Genomic DNA, 14912 nt, shown 5'->3' with positions numbered 1-14912 from the left:
AATCCTAGCGGAACTACACTGATCGTTGTAATTAACTACAGTACATGTTGTAGTGTAATTTTCGCGGTGGCACGGACCACGCCGCACCCTGTTCCGAGCACGTCCCCCACCAGCAGGTCTGGGCCGCGAGCGCCGCCCGGTCAGCAGGAAAGGACGTCCATGACCACCACTCTGGCTCCTCCACCGGTCGGCATCGGGAAGGCCGCCGTCGGCGCCCTGTGCCTGCTGGCCATCGCCACCGGCGCCCTGGAGTCGGTGCTGACGCCGACGCTCCCGCTGCTGCAACGCGAGCTGGCGTTGAGCCCGGCCCAAGGGGCGCTGCTCAGCACCGCGCTGCTCATCAGCGGCGCCCTCCTGCTGCCCGTCTCGGGCACCCTCGGCGACCGCTACGGCGGAAGGCGGGTCATGACCCGGCTGATGATCGTGGTGCTGGCCGGCGGCCTGGTGTCGTCGCTGGCGCCCAACCTGCCGGTGCTGCTGGCCGGGCAAATCCTGCAGGGCGCGATGGTGGGCGCGCTGCCGCTCTCGTTCATCCTCGTACGCAAGCACCTCCCACCCGGATCGGCCCACACGGCGATCGGGGTGGTCAGCGGCATGTTCGTGGGCGGCAACCTGGTGGGCTCGATGATCGCCGGGCCCATCGCGGAAGGCCTGTCGCGGCACTGGATGTTCGCGATACCGACGCTCGTCATCGCCGTGGGCACCGTGCTCGTGCACCGGCTGATCCCGGACGACCCGCCCGCCCGGTCGGACGCCAGGATCGACTGGCCCGGCCTGGTGCTCATGAGCGGCGCCCTGCTGACGCTCATGCTGGTGCTCCCGATGGTGCCCGAGGCCGGCAGCCGGCCGCTCGAGTTCGGCGCCCTCGTCCTGCTCCTGGCCGGCCTCGTGATCGGCTGGATCCGGGTCGAACGCCGCTCGGCCGCGCCGATGGTCGACCTGCGCCTGCTCGCGCGGCCGGGCATGTGGAGCTCGTACGCGATCACGTTCGCCGTCTGCCTCGGCACCGCGGCGTCCATGTACCTCGTCCCGCAACTGTTCGCGGTGCCCGCCGACGCCTACGGATTCGGCGCCAGCGCCAGCGACATGGGCCTCTACCTGCTGCCCAGCGCCGTCGCGGCGGCGGTCAGCGGTCCGATCGCCGGGTTCGCGGCGCGGCGGTTCGGCGCGCGCACGGCGGTCGCCGCCGGCATCGCCGGCGCCGTGGCCACGCTGGCGGCCCTGGCGTTGCTGCACGGCGAGGTCTGGCACCTCGTCATCGGCAAGGTGCTGATCTCCCTGGCCAGCGGCATCTGCGTCACGGCGGTGGTCGTCAAGACCGCCACCACCGGCGACGGCGGCGACACCGGCACCGCCACCAGCCTGATCCTGGTGACCCGCGTGATCGGCTTCACCGCGGGCGCGCAGCTCGGCGGCATCCTGCTCACCGCCATGACCCCCTCCGGGGCGAACATCCCGGACGAATCGGCTTTCATCATCGGCTTCGGCATCGCGAGCGCCGTCACGGCGCTGGCGCTGCTCGCCGTCCGCACCCTGAACAGAGGAGAAGAACAATGACGAACATCCACAGCACGCGGAAGCGCGAGGTCCTGGTGTCGGGGGCCAGCGTCGCGGGGCTCGCCCTCGCGTACTGGCTGAACCGCCACGGATTCGCCGTCACGGTGGTGGAGAAGGCGGCCACCGTCCGCAACGGCGGCTATCCCATCGACGTGCGCGGCACCGCGCTCGACGTGGTCGAGCGCATGGGCATCCTGCCGCGCCTGCGCGACGCGCACGTCGACCTGCGCCGGATGACCTTCCTGGACGAGGGCGGCGGCCAGGTGGCCTCGGTCCGCCCCGGCACCGTCACCGGCGACACCGAGGGACGAGACCTCGAAGTGCGGCGCGGCGACCTGAGCGAGGCCCTGCACGCGACGGTCCGCCACGACGCGGAGTTCCTGTTCGGCGACTCCATCGACGTTCTCGACCAGTCCGGCGACGGGGTCGACGTCACCTTCCGCGGCGGCGCCCGGCGCACGTTCGACCTGGTCTTCGGCGCGGACGGGATGCACTCGCGCACCCGGGAGCGGCTGTTCGGCCCCGAGCACCTGTTCGACCGGTACCTCGGCTACTGCTTCGCCGTGTTCACCATGCGCAACACGTTCGGGCTCTCCCGCGAGCTCGTCATGTGGAACACCCCCGGCCGGGCCGCGGCGCTCTACGCCACCGGGGACGACGACGAGCAGGTGCACGCCTTCCTGAACTTCGCCCGTCCGCGGCGGCCGTTCGACGAGTTCCCCACCCCCGAGGCGCAGCGGGACCTGGTCGCGTCGGTGTTCGCCGACGCCGGCTGGGAGGTGCCCGGCATGCTGGCCGCCATGCGCGAGGCGGACGACCTGTTCTTCGACACGGTCGCCCAGATCCGGCTGCCCCGCTGGTCCAGCGGGCGGGTCGCGCTGGTGGGCGACGCCGCGTACGCGCCCTCGTTCCTCACCGGGCAGGGCACCAGCCTCGCGCTCGTCGGCGCGTACATGCTGGCCGGTTCGCTGGCGAACCAGGACCACGCCGCGGGCTTCGCCGCGTACGAACGCGACACGCGCGCGTTCGTCACCCAGAACCAGGACCTGGTCGACGAGGGCGGCGCCACCCTCTTCCCGACCACCGCCGAGGCGCTGGAGCAGCGCAACGACCGGCTGCGCGGGCTCACCACCCTGCGGGGCGCGGAGGCCGTGTCGGCCCACTCGGCCCTCACGCTGCCGGACTTCATGTCCCTGACCTGAGCACCGGCCCGCCTACGGGCGGCGGAGCAGTCCGTCCCGTCACCTGGCTACGTGTGTCGGCTGTGTTGCGCCAGAGACGGCTACCAACCGTCCCAGCCTCGACAGCCCCACCGGGGGCCCAGTCAGGTGCCTAAGCCTGTATTCGTAGTCGTCGGCGTGGGGTTGACCACGAGGAGGCGACCACACGAAGCATCTCGAACTCGCGATGGGCCAGTCGCTGATTTGCAGTTCAACGCCAATGAGGTCGCCTTCGTCCTCGTCGAGGATGTGGCCGCATACCGGGAAAAGTCCTGTCCACGCGCAGTCGGGAGCGTCCTGCACGCCGCCGTCCAGGAGGTTCTGGGAGAAGCGCTCCATGCTCGCTTGGGAGAGCGCGAAACGCGTCTTGAAGGGCAGATCAGCATCGACGGCGACCCACAATCCCAAGACGATCATGGGTAATGGGAGCCAGCCTAGGAAGGTCCTGGTGGCTTACTGATCACGGCGTCACCCTAGTGTTGGGCCGGCCGTGATCTCCAGTGGCGTATCTGCTTCATGCTTCCCACGCTCATTGAGGAGTCGGGCAGTGGTCTTGTCGTAGCCGAGGGCGTCCGCGACGACAGGGTGACGGCGGCTCCCCGAGGCGCAGGAGTACCGCTTCTCCGTCGCGGAGCACCTCGTCGACGGTGAGCCGGACGACCCGGGTGAGGGGTTGGGCGTAGAGCAGCACGATGATGCCGGCGACCCGAAGGCGCTGGGGAGCGTCGGTGTCGATCAGGAGGCGTCGCAGGGTTGCCAGGCGTTCGTCCTCCGTCAGCGTGGCGCGGCGTGAGGCCTTCATCGGGGGCAGGATAGTGCTCTTGAGCTGCGACGGCTTCGAATGGCCCAGGTGAGGAAAGGACGGATCTGGGTGTGTCCTTGCTCGGTGTTCTCCGCGAACCAGGCGCCGATCGTGTGACCGCCAACTCGAAGTCGATGACCGCAGGCCCGCGGGCCGCCCGTCCGATGGCCATCACCACGCCGTCGTCTTCCAACTGACAGAACGCCTGCGCGAGCTGACGCCCGCCTACGGTGTCCAGCACGCCGTACGCCCGGCCCGCCGGGTTCTCCGGGCCGATGGCATCTCCGCGGTGCCCAGCTCCCGTAGTCTCTGCGCGCAGGCGGGGCTGCCGGCGGAGGCGACGACCTCTGCTCCCGCGCGGGCGGAGAGCTGATCACCGAAGCGGCCGACGCTGCCGGACGTCTCGGTGATCAGGAAGTGTTTCGGACCAGCACCTGGCTCTCGGCCAGGGCAGGTAGCGCGGTGGTGACCAGCTCGAAGGTCTCGGCGCCGGGCTCGCCGCCGCGACGGACGAGGACCCTACCGCCCCCGGTCTCGACGGTCGCGTCGGCGGGCGAGAGTGAGGCTTGTCAGGGTGGTGATCGCCATCGCGCCGATGCCGGCCAGCGCCGCGGTGGTGTAGGCGCTGTCGTCGGGGAAGAGGTGGCCGGGGCCGGTGCCCGTGGTGAGGATCAGGCCGCCGAAGGCGCTGCCCAGGGAGTACCCGACGCTGCGGACCACGTAGTTGAAGCTCATGGCGCTAGACGTCTCGCTCTTGGGGGTGACGGCCAGGATGACGCCGGGCATCGCGGCCGAGAAGCCGCCGACGCCGAAGCCGAGCACACCCATCGCCGCGAACAGTTCGGCCAGGTCCGACCGGGCTACCGCGAACAGGGCGAATCCGCCGCCGACCACGACGGCACTGCCGGCCAGCAGCAGGGGGTCGGAGATCCGCGTCCTGGCCCGCGGCGTGAGCTTGCCGGCGACGAAACCCAGCACCGAGAACGGGATGAGGACCAGCCCGGCGACGAAGGTCGTCAGGCCGAAGCCGTAGCCGGCCCCGTGCGGTGTCTGCGCGTACCGGGTGATGAGCGTGAGCAGGAGGTACATGCCGATCCCGCCGACGAACATGGCGAGGTTCGCCCCGGCGACCGCCGGGTGCCGCACCGCCCGCACATCGACCAGAGGCGCCGTACTACGCAGCTCGATGACGCACCAGACGCAGAGCAGCGCCACCGCGACGACGGCGAGGCCGGCCGCCACGGCGGGATGCCGGCTCCACAGATCCCGTTCGCCGGCGAGAAGCAACACCAGGAGCAGCGCAGCGGCCAGGACGACCGCGCCCGTCACGTCCACGCGGGCGGAACGGCCCTCGGGAGCGTCGGGTACGGAGCGCCACGCGGTCAGGAGGGCGGCGGCGGTGACGACCAGGCCGAGCCCGTAGGCGGCCCGTAGCCCGCCGAGCTCGGCGAGCAGCGCGGCCAGCGGGTAGCCGACGCCGGCCCCGATGATCGAGACCACCGAGATCAGGGCGATCACGGACGAGCCGCGCTCCTCGGGGAGGTGGTCCCGGGCCACGCCCATCATCAGCGCCGTCAGCCCGAGCCCGACACCCTGGGCCGCCCTGCCCGCCAGCAGCCACGCGAACGGCAGCGGCAGCACGGTGAGCGCGCTGCCGGCGACGACGACGGCCAGCGTGATGAGGATCGTGGCGCGCCGGTGCGGTCCTGCTCCGAGCCGGCCCAGGACCGGCGTGGCGACGGCGCCGCTGAGCAGCGCGATGGTCAGCGTCCACTGCGCGCTCCCGAGCGAGACGTGCAGCGAGGTCGCCACGCTGGTGATGAGCGGCGTCCCGAGGCTGGCGACCGCCGCCACGACCAGAGCGATGAACACCAGGGCGGGGACCAGCAGCCGCGCCTCGGAACGCGCCACCGGGAGCGCCTTCCCCCGCGACTCCGCCGACCGGCTGCCGGTCACTGCTTCGGCCCTTCGCGGTCCTGGCCTTCGAGCTCCGCCAGATGCCGCAGTGCCGGAAGGGCCGCCACCAGCGCCTCGATCTCGTCGCCGCTCAGCTTACCGATCAACCGCTCGAACGCCTGGACGCCCGCCTGGCGCCGCGTCCGGACATAGGAGGCGCCGGCCTCGGTCAGGCACACCAGCGTGACCCGCTTGTCGGACGCGTCGCCCCGCCGCTCGACCAGGCCGGACTCCTCCATCACCCGGACCAGGACGGTCATCGCGGGCTGGGTGACGCCCTCGGCCGCGGCCAGATCGGTGATGCGGCGCGGGCCGGTCCGGTCCAGGGTGGCCAGGGTGGCGGCGGAGGTCAGGCTCATGTCCCGGGGTAGACGTCTCACAGCCCTGGTGGCCAGGCCGTAGAGGGCTGCCCCGATGGCGGCGGACGCGCCAGGAGCGGCGTCTTGTCGGCTCATGCCAGAAGCATAGCATCTTTATATTTATAGTTTATGGAAGTCCTTCTGCGGCCTCTGTCTCAGCTTAGAAATCTACATTGTAAAGGCGCTGGGTCGAGGCAATAAACCTCACTTACACCCCACAAGGCATGGGCTACGCCCATACGCTCACCACAAGCAAAATGCCGGGCCGGCTCGATCCATGTAAAGCACGCTTGACATCGGGACGAGCGCCTCCTACCGTGTCAAGTGTACTTGACATCTCGCTGGTGGGAGGGCCATTCGTGCAAGCACACAACGCGACCGGGGGCTATCGGGAGTCGGCCGGGGTGTCCGTTCGGCTCGTGCTCTGGACGTTCGCCTGGGCGGCGACCCTGGCCTTGTCGAAGTTCGGGCCCGGGCTCGCGTGGGGCTCGGGGCAGCCGGTGGCGAGCTGGGCCGCGGTCGCCGTCAATCTGGTCGTCGGCGTCGGATGGATCGTCGCGTTCGCGCGGTTCTTCCGGGGGATCGATGAGCTGCAGCGGAAGATCGTGCAGGATGCGCTGGTGATCACTCTGGGGGTGGGGTGGGTCGGCGGGTTCTCGTACGTCGTCGCGGACGCCGCCGGGCTTGTCGCCTATGACGTGGATATCGCGGTGTTCCCCGCGCTTCTGGGGGCCGTCTACATGGTCTCCTTCGTCGCGGGCAAGATCAGGTATCGATGAAGAATCGCATTACGGAGCTGCGGGCCGAGCGTGGCTGGACGCAGGCTGAGCTGGCTCAGCGGGTCAGTGTGTCGAGGCAGACGATCAATGCCATCGAGACGGGGAAGTTCGATCCGAGTCTTCCTGTCGCTTTCCGTCTTGCCCGGGTGTTCGCGCTGAGGATCGAGGAGGTTTTTGTCGATGATCAGTGAGGCGGGGGCGGTGTGTTGACGGGGTGGGTGCGGCGTGTTGTGATCCACACATGCGTATTTCGTACTCATTTAGTAGGAAATGAGGTGGTTATGCGGTTATTTCAGCGTGCCACCGCGGTTGTCGCGCTTCTGGTGAGCGCGACGGGTGTCCAGGTGGTGCAGGGCGGGCCGGCGCAGGCGGCTCTGCCCACCGCCGCCGTCGCGCTCGGCGACAGTTTCGTCAGCGGCGAGGGCGCGGGGAATTACCAGCCCGTCGTCGACGCCGCCGGTACGGCGCAGGGTTTCCCCGGCTGGTCGGCGGCCAACAGCAACGCCTACTTCTGTCACCGTTCCGCGAACGCCTCGGTGTTCGCGGCGTCGCTTCCGGGTATTCAGCAGCGTTTCAATCTGGCGTGTTCCGGTGCTCAGCCCGCCGACATCGCCGCTCCCGCGAGTGCCCGGCCCGAGGGCCGTACCGTCGCTTCGCAGCTCGATCAGTTGCGGGCGGTCGCGCAGTCGTACGACATCGATGTCGTGCTGGTCGGTCTCGGCTCGAACAACACGCAGTTCACGTTCGGTGATGTGGCCACGTTGTGTGCCAACCGGTTCATCGCGGACGCCTGGACGGGTTGGTGGGAGTTCTGGGCTTATCTGAAGGGTGAGGTGCCGCAGCGGCCCTGCACCGCGTCGGATCTGGCCACCGGGGCCGAGGTCGCCGCCGCCACTGTTGAGACGACGGCGGCATTGCGGCAGATTCTGGACACTCTCGACCAGGTTGACGCCGATGGCAGTCATCAGGTGATTCTGCAGACGTACACCAATCCGTTGCCGTCTGAACTCGCCTCGCAGTATCACGAAGAGGACAACCGTTCCGACACTCGTGACAAGTTCCGTGCTCTGGGCGCTGAGCGGTATGCGGCGGGGTGCCCGATTCACCGGGCTAGTCTGGCGCCTGGGCAGGTGTTCTCGGAGAGTCTCGGCTCGTTGGTCAAGAATGCGCGGGCGACGCTGGCGGCCGAGCGTCCGGCGGCGGACGTGCGGGTGCTGGATGTTCAGCGGGCTTTCGACGGGGCCAGGTTGTGTGAGAATCCCGGCAGTCCGGGTGGTGCGCTGGCGACGCCGGTCCGGGTGCAGGACGGTCCGTCCGGTACGTTCATCACGAGTTTGTCCGGCTGGGACAAGATCGGTATCCAGCGGGCGGCGAACACGTGTGTCACCTATTTCCAGACCTGCCAGGAGTCGTGGCATCCCAATGCGGCGGGTCACTCGGTGCTCGGGCAGTGCCTTGCGGGCGCTGTGGCGGCGGCGCCGCGGTCGGTCGTGACGTGTGCCCGTAACGCGAACGGCTCGCTCACCGTCTCCTGAGGTCTCCTCGGCTGCGCGTCCGGCTGTCCGGGGCCGGGCGCGTCGCGGGTATCAGGCGGTGGTGTCGTCGTACGCGGTGGCGGCGGATTTGGCCCGCCAAGGGGTCACATCCTGGTGGATCCGGTCGAGTTTGACCTGTAGCCGTTCGAGCGTGTCGGGTCCGAGGTAGAGGTGTCCGGGCAGTTCGTCCTGGCAGGTGACCTCGTAGATGAGGGCGGCGCTTTTGGCCGGGTCGCCGAGCTGGGTGTGGTTGGCGGTGCCGGCCCAGTCCAGGGTGATGTGGGCGGGGGTGCCGTCGTAGGCGTCGATGCGGTGTTCGGCGGTGGACAGGGAGCTGGTGTCGAGGAAGTCGGTGCGCAGTACGCCGGGTTCGACGACCATGCATTGGATGCCGAACGGTGCCAGTTCGGCCGACAGTGCTTCGCTGAGGCCGGCGACGGCGAATTTGGAGGCGGCGTACATGCTCACGCCTGGTTCGCCCTCGAAGCCGGCCCGGGAGCCGATGTTGACGATCTTCCCGTGGCCGGCGGCGCGCATGCCTGGCAGGACGGCGCGGATGAGGTTGGTGAGGGCGAAGACGTTGAGGTCGAACAGGGAGCGCGTCTCGGTGTCGGTGATCTCTTCCAGGGCGCCGAGCAGGCCGCGGCCGGCGTTGTTGACGAGGACGTCGATGGTGCCGAAGTGCTGGACGGCGGTTTGGACGGCTTGGGTGATCTGCTCGTCGCGGGTGACGTCGAGCCGGACGCCGAGGACCTGGCTGGATTGCTGGAGGTCGTCGGGCAGGCGGGCGGGGTCGCGGATCGCCGCCACCACGGTGTCGCCGTGTGCGACGGCGGTGCGGGCGATGTGCAGGCCGAGGCCTCGGGAGGCGCCGGTGATGAACCAGGTGGACATGTGCGGAGCTCCTTCGCGCTGGCGGGCGGGCCGGGACGGTCGCGGCCCGGTGCTTTCCGTCTCCTGCCCGGCTTCCGCTGAACCAGCCCTGAGCTGCGAAAACAGGCTGCGGAACGGTTCAAGCGGAACGGTTCAAAGAGCGCGGGGGTCACGGCTCCGGGAGGTTGTCGCCGATGAGGGAGATCTTCAGCATCGTCGAGCGGCGGGCTGTCATCCGTTGCGGCGGATCATGACGTTGACGACCTTCTCCGAGGTGTAGGAGAGCAGTTCTTCGAGGCATTCCTCCTTGGCGCCGACGCCGGAGGCTTTGACGCCGCCGTACGGGACGTTGGGGAAGTGGGCGCCGGAGCCGTTGACCCAGGTGTAGCCGGCTTCCATCGCCTCGGCGACGCGGAAGGCGCGGTCGAGGTCGTTGGTCCAGACGGCTCCGGTGAGGCCGTAGCGGACGCCGTTGGCGATCCGGATCGCCTCCTCCTCGGTGTGGAAGCGCAGGACGGACAGGACGGGTCCGAAGATCTCCTCCTGGGCGACGCGGGAGGTGGGGGTGACGTCGGCCAGGACGGTCGGGGCCACGAACGCGGCCGGGCCGGTGGGTTGTGGTGGGGTGCCGCCGCGGACGAGACGTGCGCCGTCGTCGACGGCGATCTTGATGTAGTCGAAGGCCTTGGCCTGGGCGCGGCGGTCGACCATGGTGCCCTGGGTGGTGGCGGGGTCGAGCGGGTCGCCGACGCGGATTTCGTCGACCGCCCGGGCGACCTCGGCGAGGACTTCGTCGTACACGCTGTCGTGGATCAGCAGTCGTGAGGTGGAGCCGCAGGACTGGCCGGCCCACATGAAGTTCATGCCGGCGACGGCGCTGCGCGCGGCTTCGGTGACGGGGGCGTCGTCGAAGACGATCATCGCGTTCTTGCCGCCGAGTTCCAGGGTGACGTGTTTGACGCCGGATTCGGCGGCGGCGCGCTGGATGGCGCGGCCGGTGGGTTCGGAGCCGATGAATCCGATGCGGCGGACGGCGGGGTGGCGGACGAGCCGGTCGGGGACCGCGGGCCCGTCGCCGGTGACGATGTTGAGCACGCCCGGTGGGAGGAGGTCGCGGGCCAGTTCGCCGAGCCGCAGGGTCGACAGCGGTCCCGCCTCGGGTGGTTTGATGACGCACGGGTTTCCGGCGATGAGGGGTGCGGCGACGCGGCAGGCGAACATCAGTGGGTGGTTGAACGGGAAGATCTTCGCCACCACGCCGACCGGTTCGCGCAGGGTCAGGTGGAGGGCGCCCGAGCCCGGGATGGTCTGGCCTTTCAGTTCCAGGGCGAGTCCGGCGTACATGCGCATCTGCTCGACGGCGATCCGGACGTCGGTGCGGGCGTTGACGATGGGGGAGCCGACGTCGAGGGTGTCCAGGAGGGCGAGTTCCTCGGCGTGGTGCTCGACGGTGTCGGCGAGGGCGAGGATGTGGCGGGCGCGTTCGGCGATCGGGGTGGCGCGCCAGCCGGCGCGGGCGTGTTCGGCGGCTTCGGTCGCGGCGTCCACGTCGGCTGGTCGGGCGTCGGGGACGGTGGCGAGCGTGTCGCCGGTGCAGGGGTCGGTGGTGGTGAACGTGGCTCCGCCCGAGGCGGGGGTCAGGCGGCCGCCGATCAGCAGGTGGAAGGGGCGCCGGAGTACGTCGTCGATCTCGTGGCGGCGTTCCTGGCGGGCTGTGGTGAGGTGTTGTGTGGTCATCGGGCGCCGTCCTGGGTGACCTGGTTGCGCCAGACGTCCCAGGCGCGGCGGGCCTGCGCGCCGACGGACTGGTCGGCGGCCTTGGCTTCGCCGGCGCTGAGGTAGCGCGGGGTGCCCAGGGTCAGGGCCTGGAGTTGGATGCGGGCGTTCACCTCGGTGTAGACGGCGCGGTAGACCACTTCCATGAGGGAGGCGCCGGCGGTGACCGAGCCGTGGCCGCGCATCAGGGCGACGGAGCCGCCGGCGAGGGTGGTGGCGAGGGAGGCGCCGAGTTCGGGTGAGGTGATGAGGAGGTCGGTGGCGTCGCCGGCGTGGTCGCTGATCTCGTAGACGGGTGTGCGTTCGGCGGTGAGGAACCCGGCCATGTGGACGACCGGCCGTAGCGGGGTGTCGCTGACGCCGAACGGGATGACCGACGGTGAGTGGCTGTGCACGACGGCGAGCACGTCCGGCCGGCGCCGGTAGATCTCGGCGTGGATGAACCGTTCGAGGTAGGGCGGGCGGGGGTCGTCGATCTGCCCGTCGAGGTGGTGGACGAGCAGGTCGGACGGGGTGACGGAGCCCGGTGCGAGGTTGCGGGACAGCAGGAAGGTGCCGGCGCCGGGCGCGGTTCTGGCGCTGACGTGGCCGAAGGCGTCGAGGACTCCTTCGCGGACCAGGATGCGGTTGGCGGCGGCGAGTGCGTCGCGCAGGTCGGCGCCGGCCGGGTGCGGGTGGGTCATCGGTTCCTTTCAGCCTTGTCGGCTTGGTCTTCGCGGGTGAGTGCGGCGGCCATCGCGGGGGCGTAGCCGGTTTCGACGACCACGTCGACGACGACGGTGGCGCCGGCGCGGGCGTCGTGGACGGCGGTGCGCAGCGTGTCGGCGAGTTGTTCCTGGCCGGTGATGGGGCCGTAGCCGGCGGCGCCCTGGGCGCGGGCGAGCCCGGCCAGGTCGGGGGCGGGGTCGGCGATGCGCTGGCCGACCCATTTGCGGCTGACGTCGCGGTCGCGGACGAGGGCCACTTTCTCCTGGTGGACTTCGTCGTTGAAGTACGAGCGGTTGTTGGCGACGACGATGAGGGCGGGCACGTGCTGGTTGACGGCGGTCCAGATGGCTTGGACGCCCATGAGGTAGTCGCCGTCGCCGAGCACGGCGACGGGCAGCCGTCCGGTGCCGCGCAGGGCGAGGGCGGCGCCGACGGTCATGCCGGGTCCTGAGCCGATTCCGCCGCCGCCGTCGTAGCCGAGGTAGTCGAGCGGGTGCTCGAAGTCCCAGCTGTCTCCGTCCCATCCGAGGGGGAGGCGGATGAGGGTGGTGTCGACGCCGGTCAGTGCCGAGCGCAGGGTGGCGGCGAGGCGGGGCAGGTCTATGGGTCCGGTTTTCGTGGCCGGTACGGGTGCCGGACGTGGGGTCCATGGGGTACGGGGGCCGGGCGGCAGGTGGGTGAGCAGGTCGGCCACGGCCGTGTCGGGTTCGGCGGGGAGCCAGACGTCGGTGGGGGCGCGGCCCTGGTGGTCCTTGCTCCAGCCGTTGGCCAGCAGCGGTTCCAGGGTCGCGGAGACGACGGCGGCCGAGCCGGGCGCTTCGGCCTGCGCCAGTGTGCCGGCGAGGTCGATCCAGCCGAGGGCCAGGATGGCGTCGGCGTCGTGCAGGGCCTGCCGGGCGGGTTCGCCGAGGAAGAAGCCGGGGCCGGGGACGTGGGCGGGGTGGCGGGTGGGGAAGGTGGAGCCGGCTTTCAGGTCGGTGATGACGCGGGCGCCGAGTGCTTCCGCCAGCTTGATCCGGTTTGTCCAGGCGGTGTCGTCGCGCCGGCCGGGGCCGAGGAGGACGACGGGTGAGGTGGCCCGGGCCAGGGCGGCCGCGGCTCTGGCGATCGAGTCCGCCGAGGCGGTCGGCTGGTCGGCGGCGCGGCCGCGGGTGATTCTGGGTGGTGCGGGCAGGTGGGTGAGCTGCTGCTCCTGGACGGCGCTGTCCAGGACGACGTACGTGGGCGCGGTCGGCGCGGTGCGGGTGATGTCCCAGGCGCGGGCGAGGGATTCCAGCGACGCGGGGACCGAGGTCGGGGTGTCGTCCCATTTGACGAAGTTGCGGACGAGCGCGGGCTGGTCGGCGGCGGTGTGGATCCAGTCGATCCACGGCCGGCGTTCGGCGGCGTCGAGCGGGCCGGTGGCGCCGATGACGAGCATGGGGACGCGGTCGCACCAGGCGTTGTAGAGCGCCATGGTGGCGTGCATGAGGCCGACGTTGCTGTGCAGCGCCACGGCCATCGGCTCGCCGGTCACCTTGGCCCAGCCGTGGGCGATGGCGACGGCGTGCTCCTCGTGCAGGCAGAGCAGCAGGTGCGGGCCGGCGTCGCCGGCGTAGTTGACGAGGCTGTCGTGCAGGCCGCGGAAGCTGGCGCCCGGATTGAGGGCGATGTAGGGGATGCCGGCGTGCTGGAGCAGGTCGACGACGGCGTCGCTGCCCCATCGGGGGGTGCGGCCGGTCGGTGGGGCGGGGTGCGCGGGTACGTCGTCGGTGGTGGTCATCGATCGCCTTTCAGATCGGTCCGGGAGGCTTGCGCAGCGGTCCTGGAAGCTTTTCGGAGCAGGCCGGGAAGCTTTCAGAGCAGGCCGGGAAGGACGAAGGCCATGGTCAGGACCGGCGCGGTCACCACCATGAGGGCGCCCCATGACAGGAAGCCGCGGTAGGTGTAGTCGCGGTCCTCGGCGTCGGCGTTGGACAGCACGACCGCGCCGATCGTCGAGAACGGGGTGGAGTCGACGACCGTGGCGCTGATCGCCACCGCGATCGCCATCCCGGTCACCGAGATCTGGCCGCTGAGCAGGAACGGCATCGCGAGCGGGATGAGGACGGCGATGATGCCGGCGCTGGAGGCGAAGGCCGAGACGACCGCGCCGATCAGGCAGATGAGGAACGCGGTGGCGAGCGGTGAGCCGAGGCTGTTGGCGGCGTCGCCGACGAATTTGATGGTGCCGATCTCGTTCAGCAACCCGACGTAGGTGACGACGCCGCAGATGAGCAGGACGACGTCCCAGGCGATGCGTTTGGCGGCGCCGGCCGAGCTCTTCGGCGCGACCACCATGAGGATCACCGCCGCGGACAGGGCCAGGATGCCGAGGTCGACCTTGCCGACCATGGCGATCACGCCGACGACCACGATGACGGCGAGGGTCAGGCCCTTGATCCGGTCGAAACCCAGAGGTTGCGGGCCGGGCGGGCCGGCCGCCTCGGATCCCGCCGCGGACGTCCGTGCCGGCCCGCCCGAAGTCCCGGACGGGGTCCCGCCCGGCTCGGTCGCGATCGCGGCCGCGCCGACGGTGGCGACGGCCGGCTGCCCGACGGCCGGGAAGGCGAGGGCGGGGGTGTCGCGTTCGGCGCGCCACAGCTTCAGGCCGCCGAACAAGCAGTAGATGACGACGCCGAGCAGCACGTTGTAGCCGATGTTGGCCAGGAACAGCGCGATGGGGGACGGGTCGAGGCCGCCCCGTTCGAGAGTGGAGTTGACGGTGGCGCCGAGCAGGTTGACGGGTGAGAAGTTGCCGCAGCAGGCGCCGTGCAGGATCATCAGGCCCGCCAGCCTGGGGCTGATCCCGTGTTTCTTGGCCAGCCGCATGCCGATCGGGGCGACCAGCCCGACGACGACGGGGGCGAGCGCGCCCAGGCTGGTGACGACTCCGGCGATGAGGAACAGCAGCCACGGCATCACCGATGCGCGGCCGCGTACGGAGCGGCTGAGGACGTCGACGACCCATTCGATGGTGCCGTTGACGGCCGCGATGCCGAACAGGAACGTGACCCCGATCAGCAGCACGAACAGGTCGGCGGGGAACGCGGCGTACAGCTCGTCGACGCCTTTTCCGGTGACGAGCAGGACCATGGCCCCGCCGCCGACGAGGGCGACGGCGCCGAGGTTGATGCCGCGCAGTGCGCCGAGGAGGAACGCGAGTGCGAGCACCGCGATGGCGAGCAGATGGACTTGCATGACGTGAATCCGTTCATCACGGCTGGTTGAGGACTCCAGCCTTCGGGACTTCGCCCCCCGACGGCCGGGCCGCTCCCGCGGCGTGAGCTCGGCGGATGTCTCGCGTCCAGCGGTCGTCCGGCCCGGTC

The 14912-nt window shown here is 70.3% G+C and carries 14 protein-coding genes; 5 read left to right on the top strand and 9 right to left on the bottom strand.

What is annotated here, in order from left to right; all coding sequences use genetic code 11:
* Window positions 1-159 precede the first annotated feature (159 nt).
* The gene (locus tag B0I32_RS40375; protein WP_106248695.1) at window positions 160-1557 is read left to right on the top strand and encodes an MFS transporter; all 1398 of its coding nucleotides are present in this window, start codon (window positions 160-162) and stop codon (window positions 1555-1557) included.
* Window positions 1554-2759, top strand: a complete 1206-nt coding sequence (locus tag B0I32_RS40370; RefSeq protein ID WP_106248693.1) for an FAD-dependent monooxygenase — start codon at window positions 1554-1556, stop codon at window positions 2757-2759. Before B0I32_RS40375 ends, B0I32_RS40370 begins: the two co-directional genes overlap by 4 nt.
* A gap of 39 nt (window positions 2760-2798) precedes the next feature.
* Here the strand turns inward: B0I32_RS40370 and B0I32_RS40365 are convergent, their stop codons facing one another.
* From B0I32_RS40365 to B0I32_RS40355, 4 genes are all read right to left on the bottom strand, one after another.
* Window positions 2799-3194 carry a hypothetical protein gene (locus tag B0I32_RS40365; RefSeq protein ID WP_106248691.1) on the bottom strand — a complete coding sequence of 132 codons (396 nt, stop codon included), beginning with the start codon at window positions 3192-3194 and terminating at the stop codon, window positions 2799-2801.
* A gap of 112 nt (window positions 3195-3306) precedes the next feature.
* Complete coding sequence (locus B0I32_RS56855; protein ID WP_146178493.1) at window positions 3307-3579, bottom strand: hypothetical protein; 273 nt, start codon at window positions 3577-3579, stop codon at window positions 3307-3309.
* A 519-nt stretch (window positions 3580-4098) separates the two neighbouring features.
* The gene (locus tag B0I32_RS40360; protein ID WP_219912264.1) at window positions 4099-5490 is read right to left on the bottom strand and encodes an MFS transporter; all 1392 of its coding nucleotides are present in this window, start codon (window positions 5488-5490) and stop codon (window positions 4099-4101) included.
* A gap of 41 nt (window positions 5491-5531) precedes the next feature.
* Window positions 5532-5990 carry a MarR family winged helix-turn-helix transcriptional regulator gene (locus B0I32_RS40355; protein ID WP_245956326.1) on the bottom strand — a complete coding sequence of 153 codons (459 nt, stop codon included), beginning with the start codon at window positions 5988-5990 and terminating at the stop codon, window positions 5532-5534.
* Between the two features lie 323 nt (window positions 5991-6313).
* On the opposite strand from B0I32_RS40355, the gene B0I32_RS40350 reads away from it, so the two are divergent.
* From B0I32_RS40350 to B0I32_RS40340, 3 genes are all read left to right on the top strand, one after another.
* Window positions 6314-6673 carry a hypothetical protein gene (locus tag B0I32_RS40350; RefSeq protein WP_146178492.1) on the top strand — a complete coding sequence of 120 codons (360 nt, stop codon included), beginning with the start codon at window positions 6314-6316 and terminating at the stop codon, window positions 6671-6673.
* Window positions 6670-6864: a helix-turn-helix transcriptional regulator gene (locus B0I32_RS40345; RefSeq protein ID WP_106248684.1), complete on the top strand. Its 195-nt coding sequence runs from the start codon at window positions 6670-6672 to the stop codon at window positions 6862-6864. Before B0I32_RS40350 ends, B0I32_RS40345 begins: the two co-directional genes overlap by 4 nt.
* 90 nt (window positions 6865-6954) lie before the next feature.
* Window positions 6955-8208, top strand: coding sequence for an SGNH/GDSL hydrolase family protein (locus B0I32_RS40340; RefSeq protein ID WP_106248682.1), 1254 nt, complete (start codon window positions 6955-6957; stop codon window positions 8206-8208).
* A gap of 51 nt (window positions 8209-8259) precedes the next feature.
* Here the strand turns inward: B0I32_RS40340 and B0I32_RS40335 are convergent, their stop codons facing one another.
* The 5 genes from B0I32_RS40335 to B0I32_RS40315 form a co-directional block, all read right to left on the bottom strand.
* Window positions 8260-9102 (bottom strand): SDR family oxidoreductase, encoded by an 843-nt coding sequence (locus B0I32_RS40335; RefSeq protein ID WP_106248681.1) that lies wholly within the window; start codon window positions 9100-9102, stop codon window positions 8260-8262.
* A gap of 210 nt (window positions 9103-9312) precedes the next feature.
* A complete protein-coding gene (locus tag B0I32_RS40330) occupies window positions 9313-10818 on the bottom strand; it encodes an aldehyde dehydrogenase family protein (RefSeq protein ID WP_106248679.1) in 1506 nt (501 codons plus the stop codon).
* Window positions 10815-11540, bottom strand: a complete 726-nt coding sequence (locus tag B0I32_RS40325; RefSeq protein WP_106248678.1) for a class II aldolase/adducin family protein — start codon at window positions 11538-11540, stop codon at window positions 10815-10817. Before B0I32_RS40325 ends, B0I32_RS40330 begins: the two co-directional genes overlap by 4 nt.
* On the bottom strand, window positions 11537-13327 hold the full coding sequence (locus tag B0I32_RS40320; protein ID WP_106248676.1) for a thiamine pyrophosphate-binding protein: 1791 nt from the start codon (window positions 13325-13327) through the stop codon (window positions 11537-11539). The genes B0I32_RS40325 and B0I32_RS40320 overlap by 4 nt, the downstream gene beginning before the upstream one ends.
* 74 nt (window positions 13328-13401) lie before the next feature.
* Complete coding sequence (locus B0I32_RS40315) at window positions 13402-14784, bottom strand: SLC13 family permease (protein WP_106248675.1); 1383 nt, start codon at window positions 14782-14784, stop codon at window positions 13402-13404.
* Window positions 14785-14912: the final 128 nt, after the last annotated feature.

Origin of the sequence: Nonomuraea fuscirosea (assembly GCF_003001935.1) — a bacterium.
Taxonomy (GTDB): domain Bacteria; phylum Actinomycetota; class Actinomycetes; order Streptosporangiales; family Streptosporangiaceae; genus Nonomuraea; species Nonomuraea fuscirosea.
The sequence above is the reverse complement of the archived record's forward strand: the minus strand, read 5'-3'. Positions and strand labels throughout refer to the sequence as shown.

What these genes read in the sequence shown, in the direction of transcription:
- B0I32_RS40375 (WP_106248695.1), top strand. Translation starts at nt 160, where the DNA reads ATGACCACCACTCTGGCTCCTCCACCGGTCGGCATCGGGAAGGCCGCC.
- B0I32_RS40370 (WP_106248693.1), top strand. Translation starts at nt 1,554, where the DNA reads ATGACGAACATCCACAGCACGCGGAAGCGCGAGGTCCTGGTGTCGGGG.
- B0I32_RS40365 (WP_106248691.1), bottom strand. Translation starts at nt 3,194, where the DNA reads ATGATCGTCTTGGGATTGTGGGTCGCCGTCGATGCTGATCTGCCCTTC.
- B0I32_RS56855 (WP_146178493.1), bottom strand. Translation starts at nt 3,579, where the DNA reads ATGAAGGCCTCACGCCGCGCCACGCTGACGGAGGACGAACGCCTGGCA.
- B0I32_RS40355 (WP_245956326.1), bottom strand. Translation starts at nt 5,990, where the DNA reads ATGAGCCGACAAGACGCCGCTCCTGGCGCGTCCGCCGCCATCGGGGCA.
- B0I32_RS40345 (WP_106248684.1), top strand. Translation starts at nt 6,670, where the DNA reads ATGAAGAATCGCATTACGGAGCTGCGGGCCGAGCGTGGCTGGACGCAG.
- B0I32_RS40340 (WP_106248682.1), top strand. Translation starts at nt 6,955, where the DNA reads ATGCGGTTATTTCAGCGTGCCACCGCGGTTGTCGCGCTTCTGGTGAGC.
- B0I32_RS40335 (WP_106248681.1), bottom strand. Translation starts at nt 9,102, where the DNA reads ATGTCCACCTGGTTCATCACCGGCGCCTCCCGAGGCCTCGGCCTGCAC.
- B0I32_RS40330 (WP_106248679.1), bottom strand. Translation starts at nt 10,818, where the DNA reads ATGACCACACAACACCTCACCACAGCCCGCCAGGAACGCCGCCACGAG.
- B0I32_RS40325 (WP_106248678.1), bottom strand. Translation starts at nt 11,540, where the DNA reads ATGACCCACCCGCACCCGGCCGGCGCCGACCTGCGCGACGCACTCGCC.
- B0I32_RS40320 (WP_106248676.1), bottom strand. Translation starts at nt 13,327, where the DNA reads ATGACCACCACCGACGACGTACCCGCGCACCCCGCCCCACCGACCGGC.
- B0I32_RS40315 (WP_106248675.1), bottom strand. Translation starts at nt 14,784, where the DNA reads ATGCAAGTCCATCTGCTCGCCATCGCGGTGCTCGCACTCGCGTTCCTC.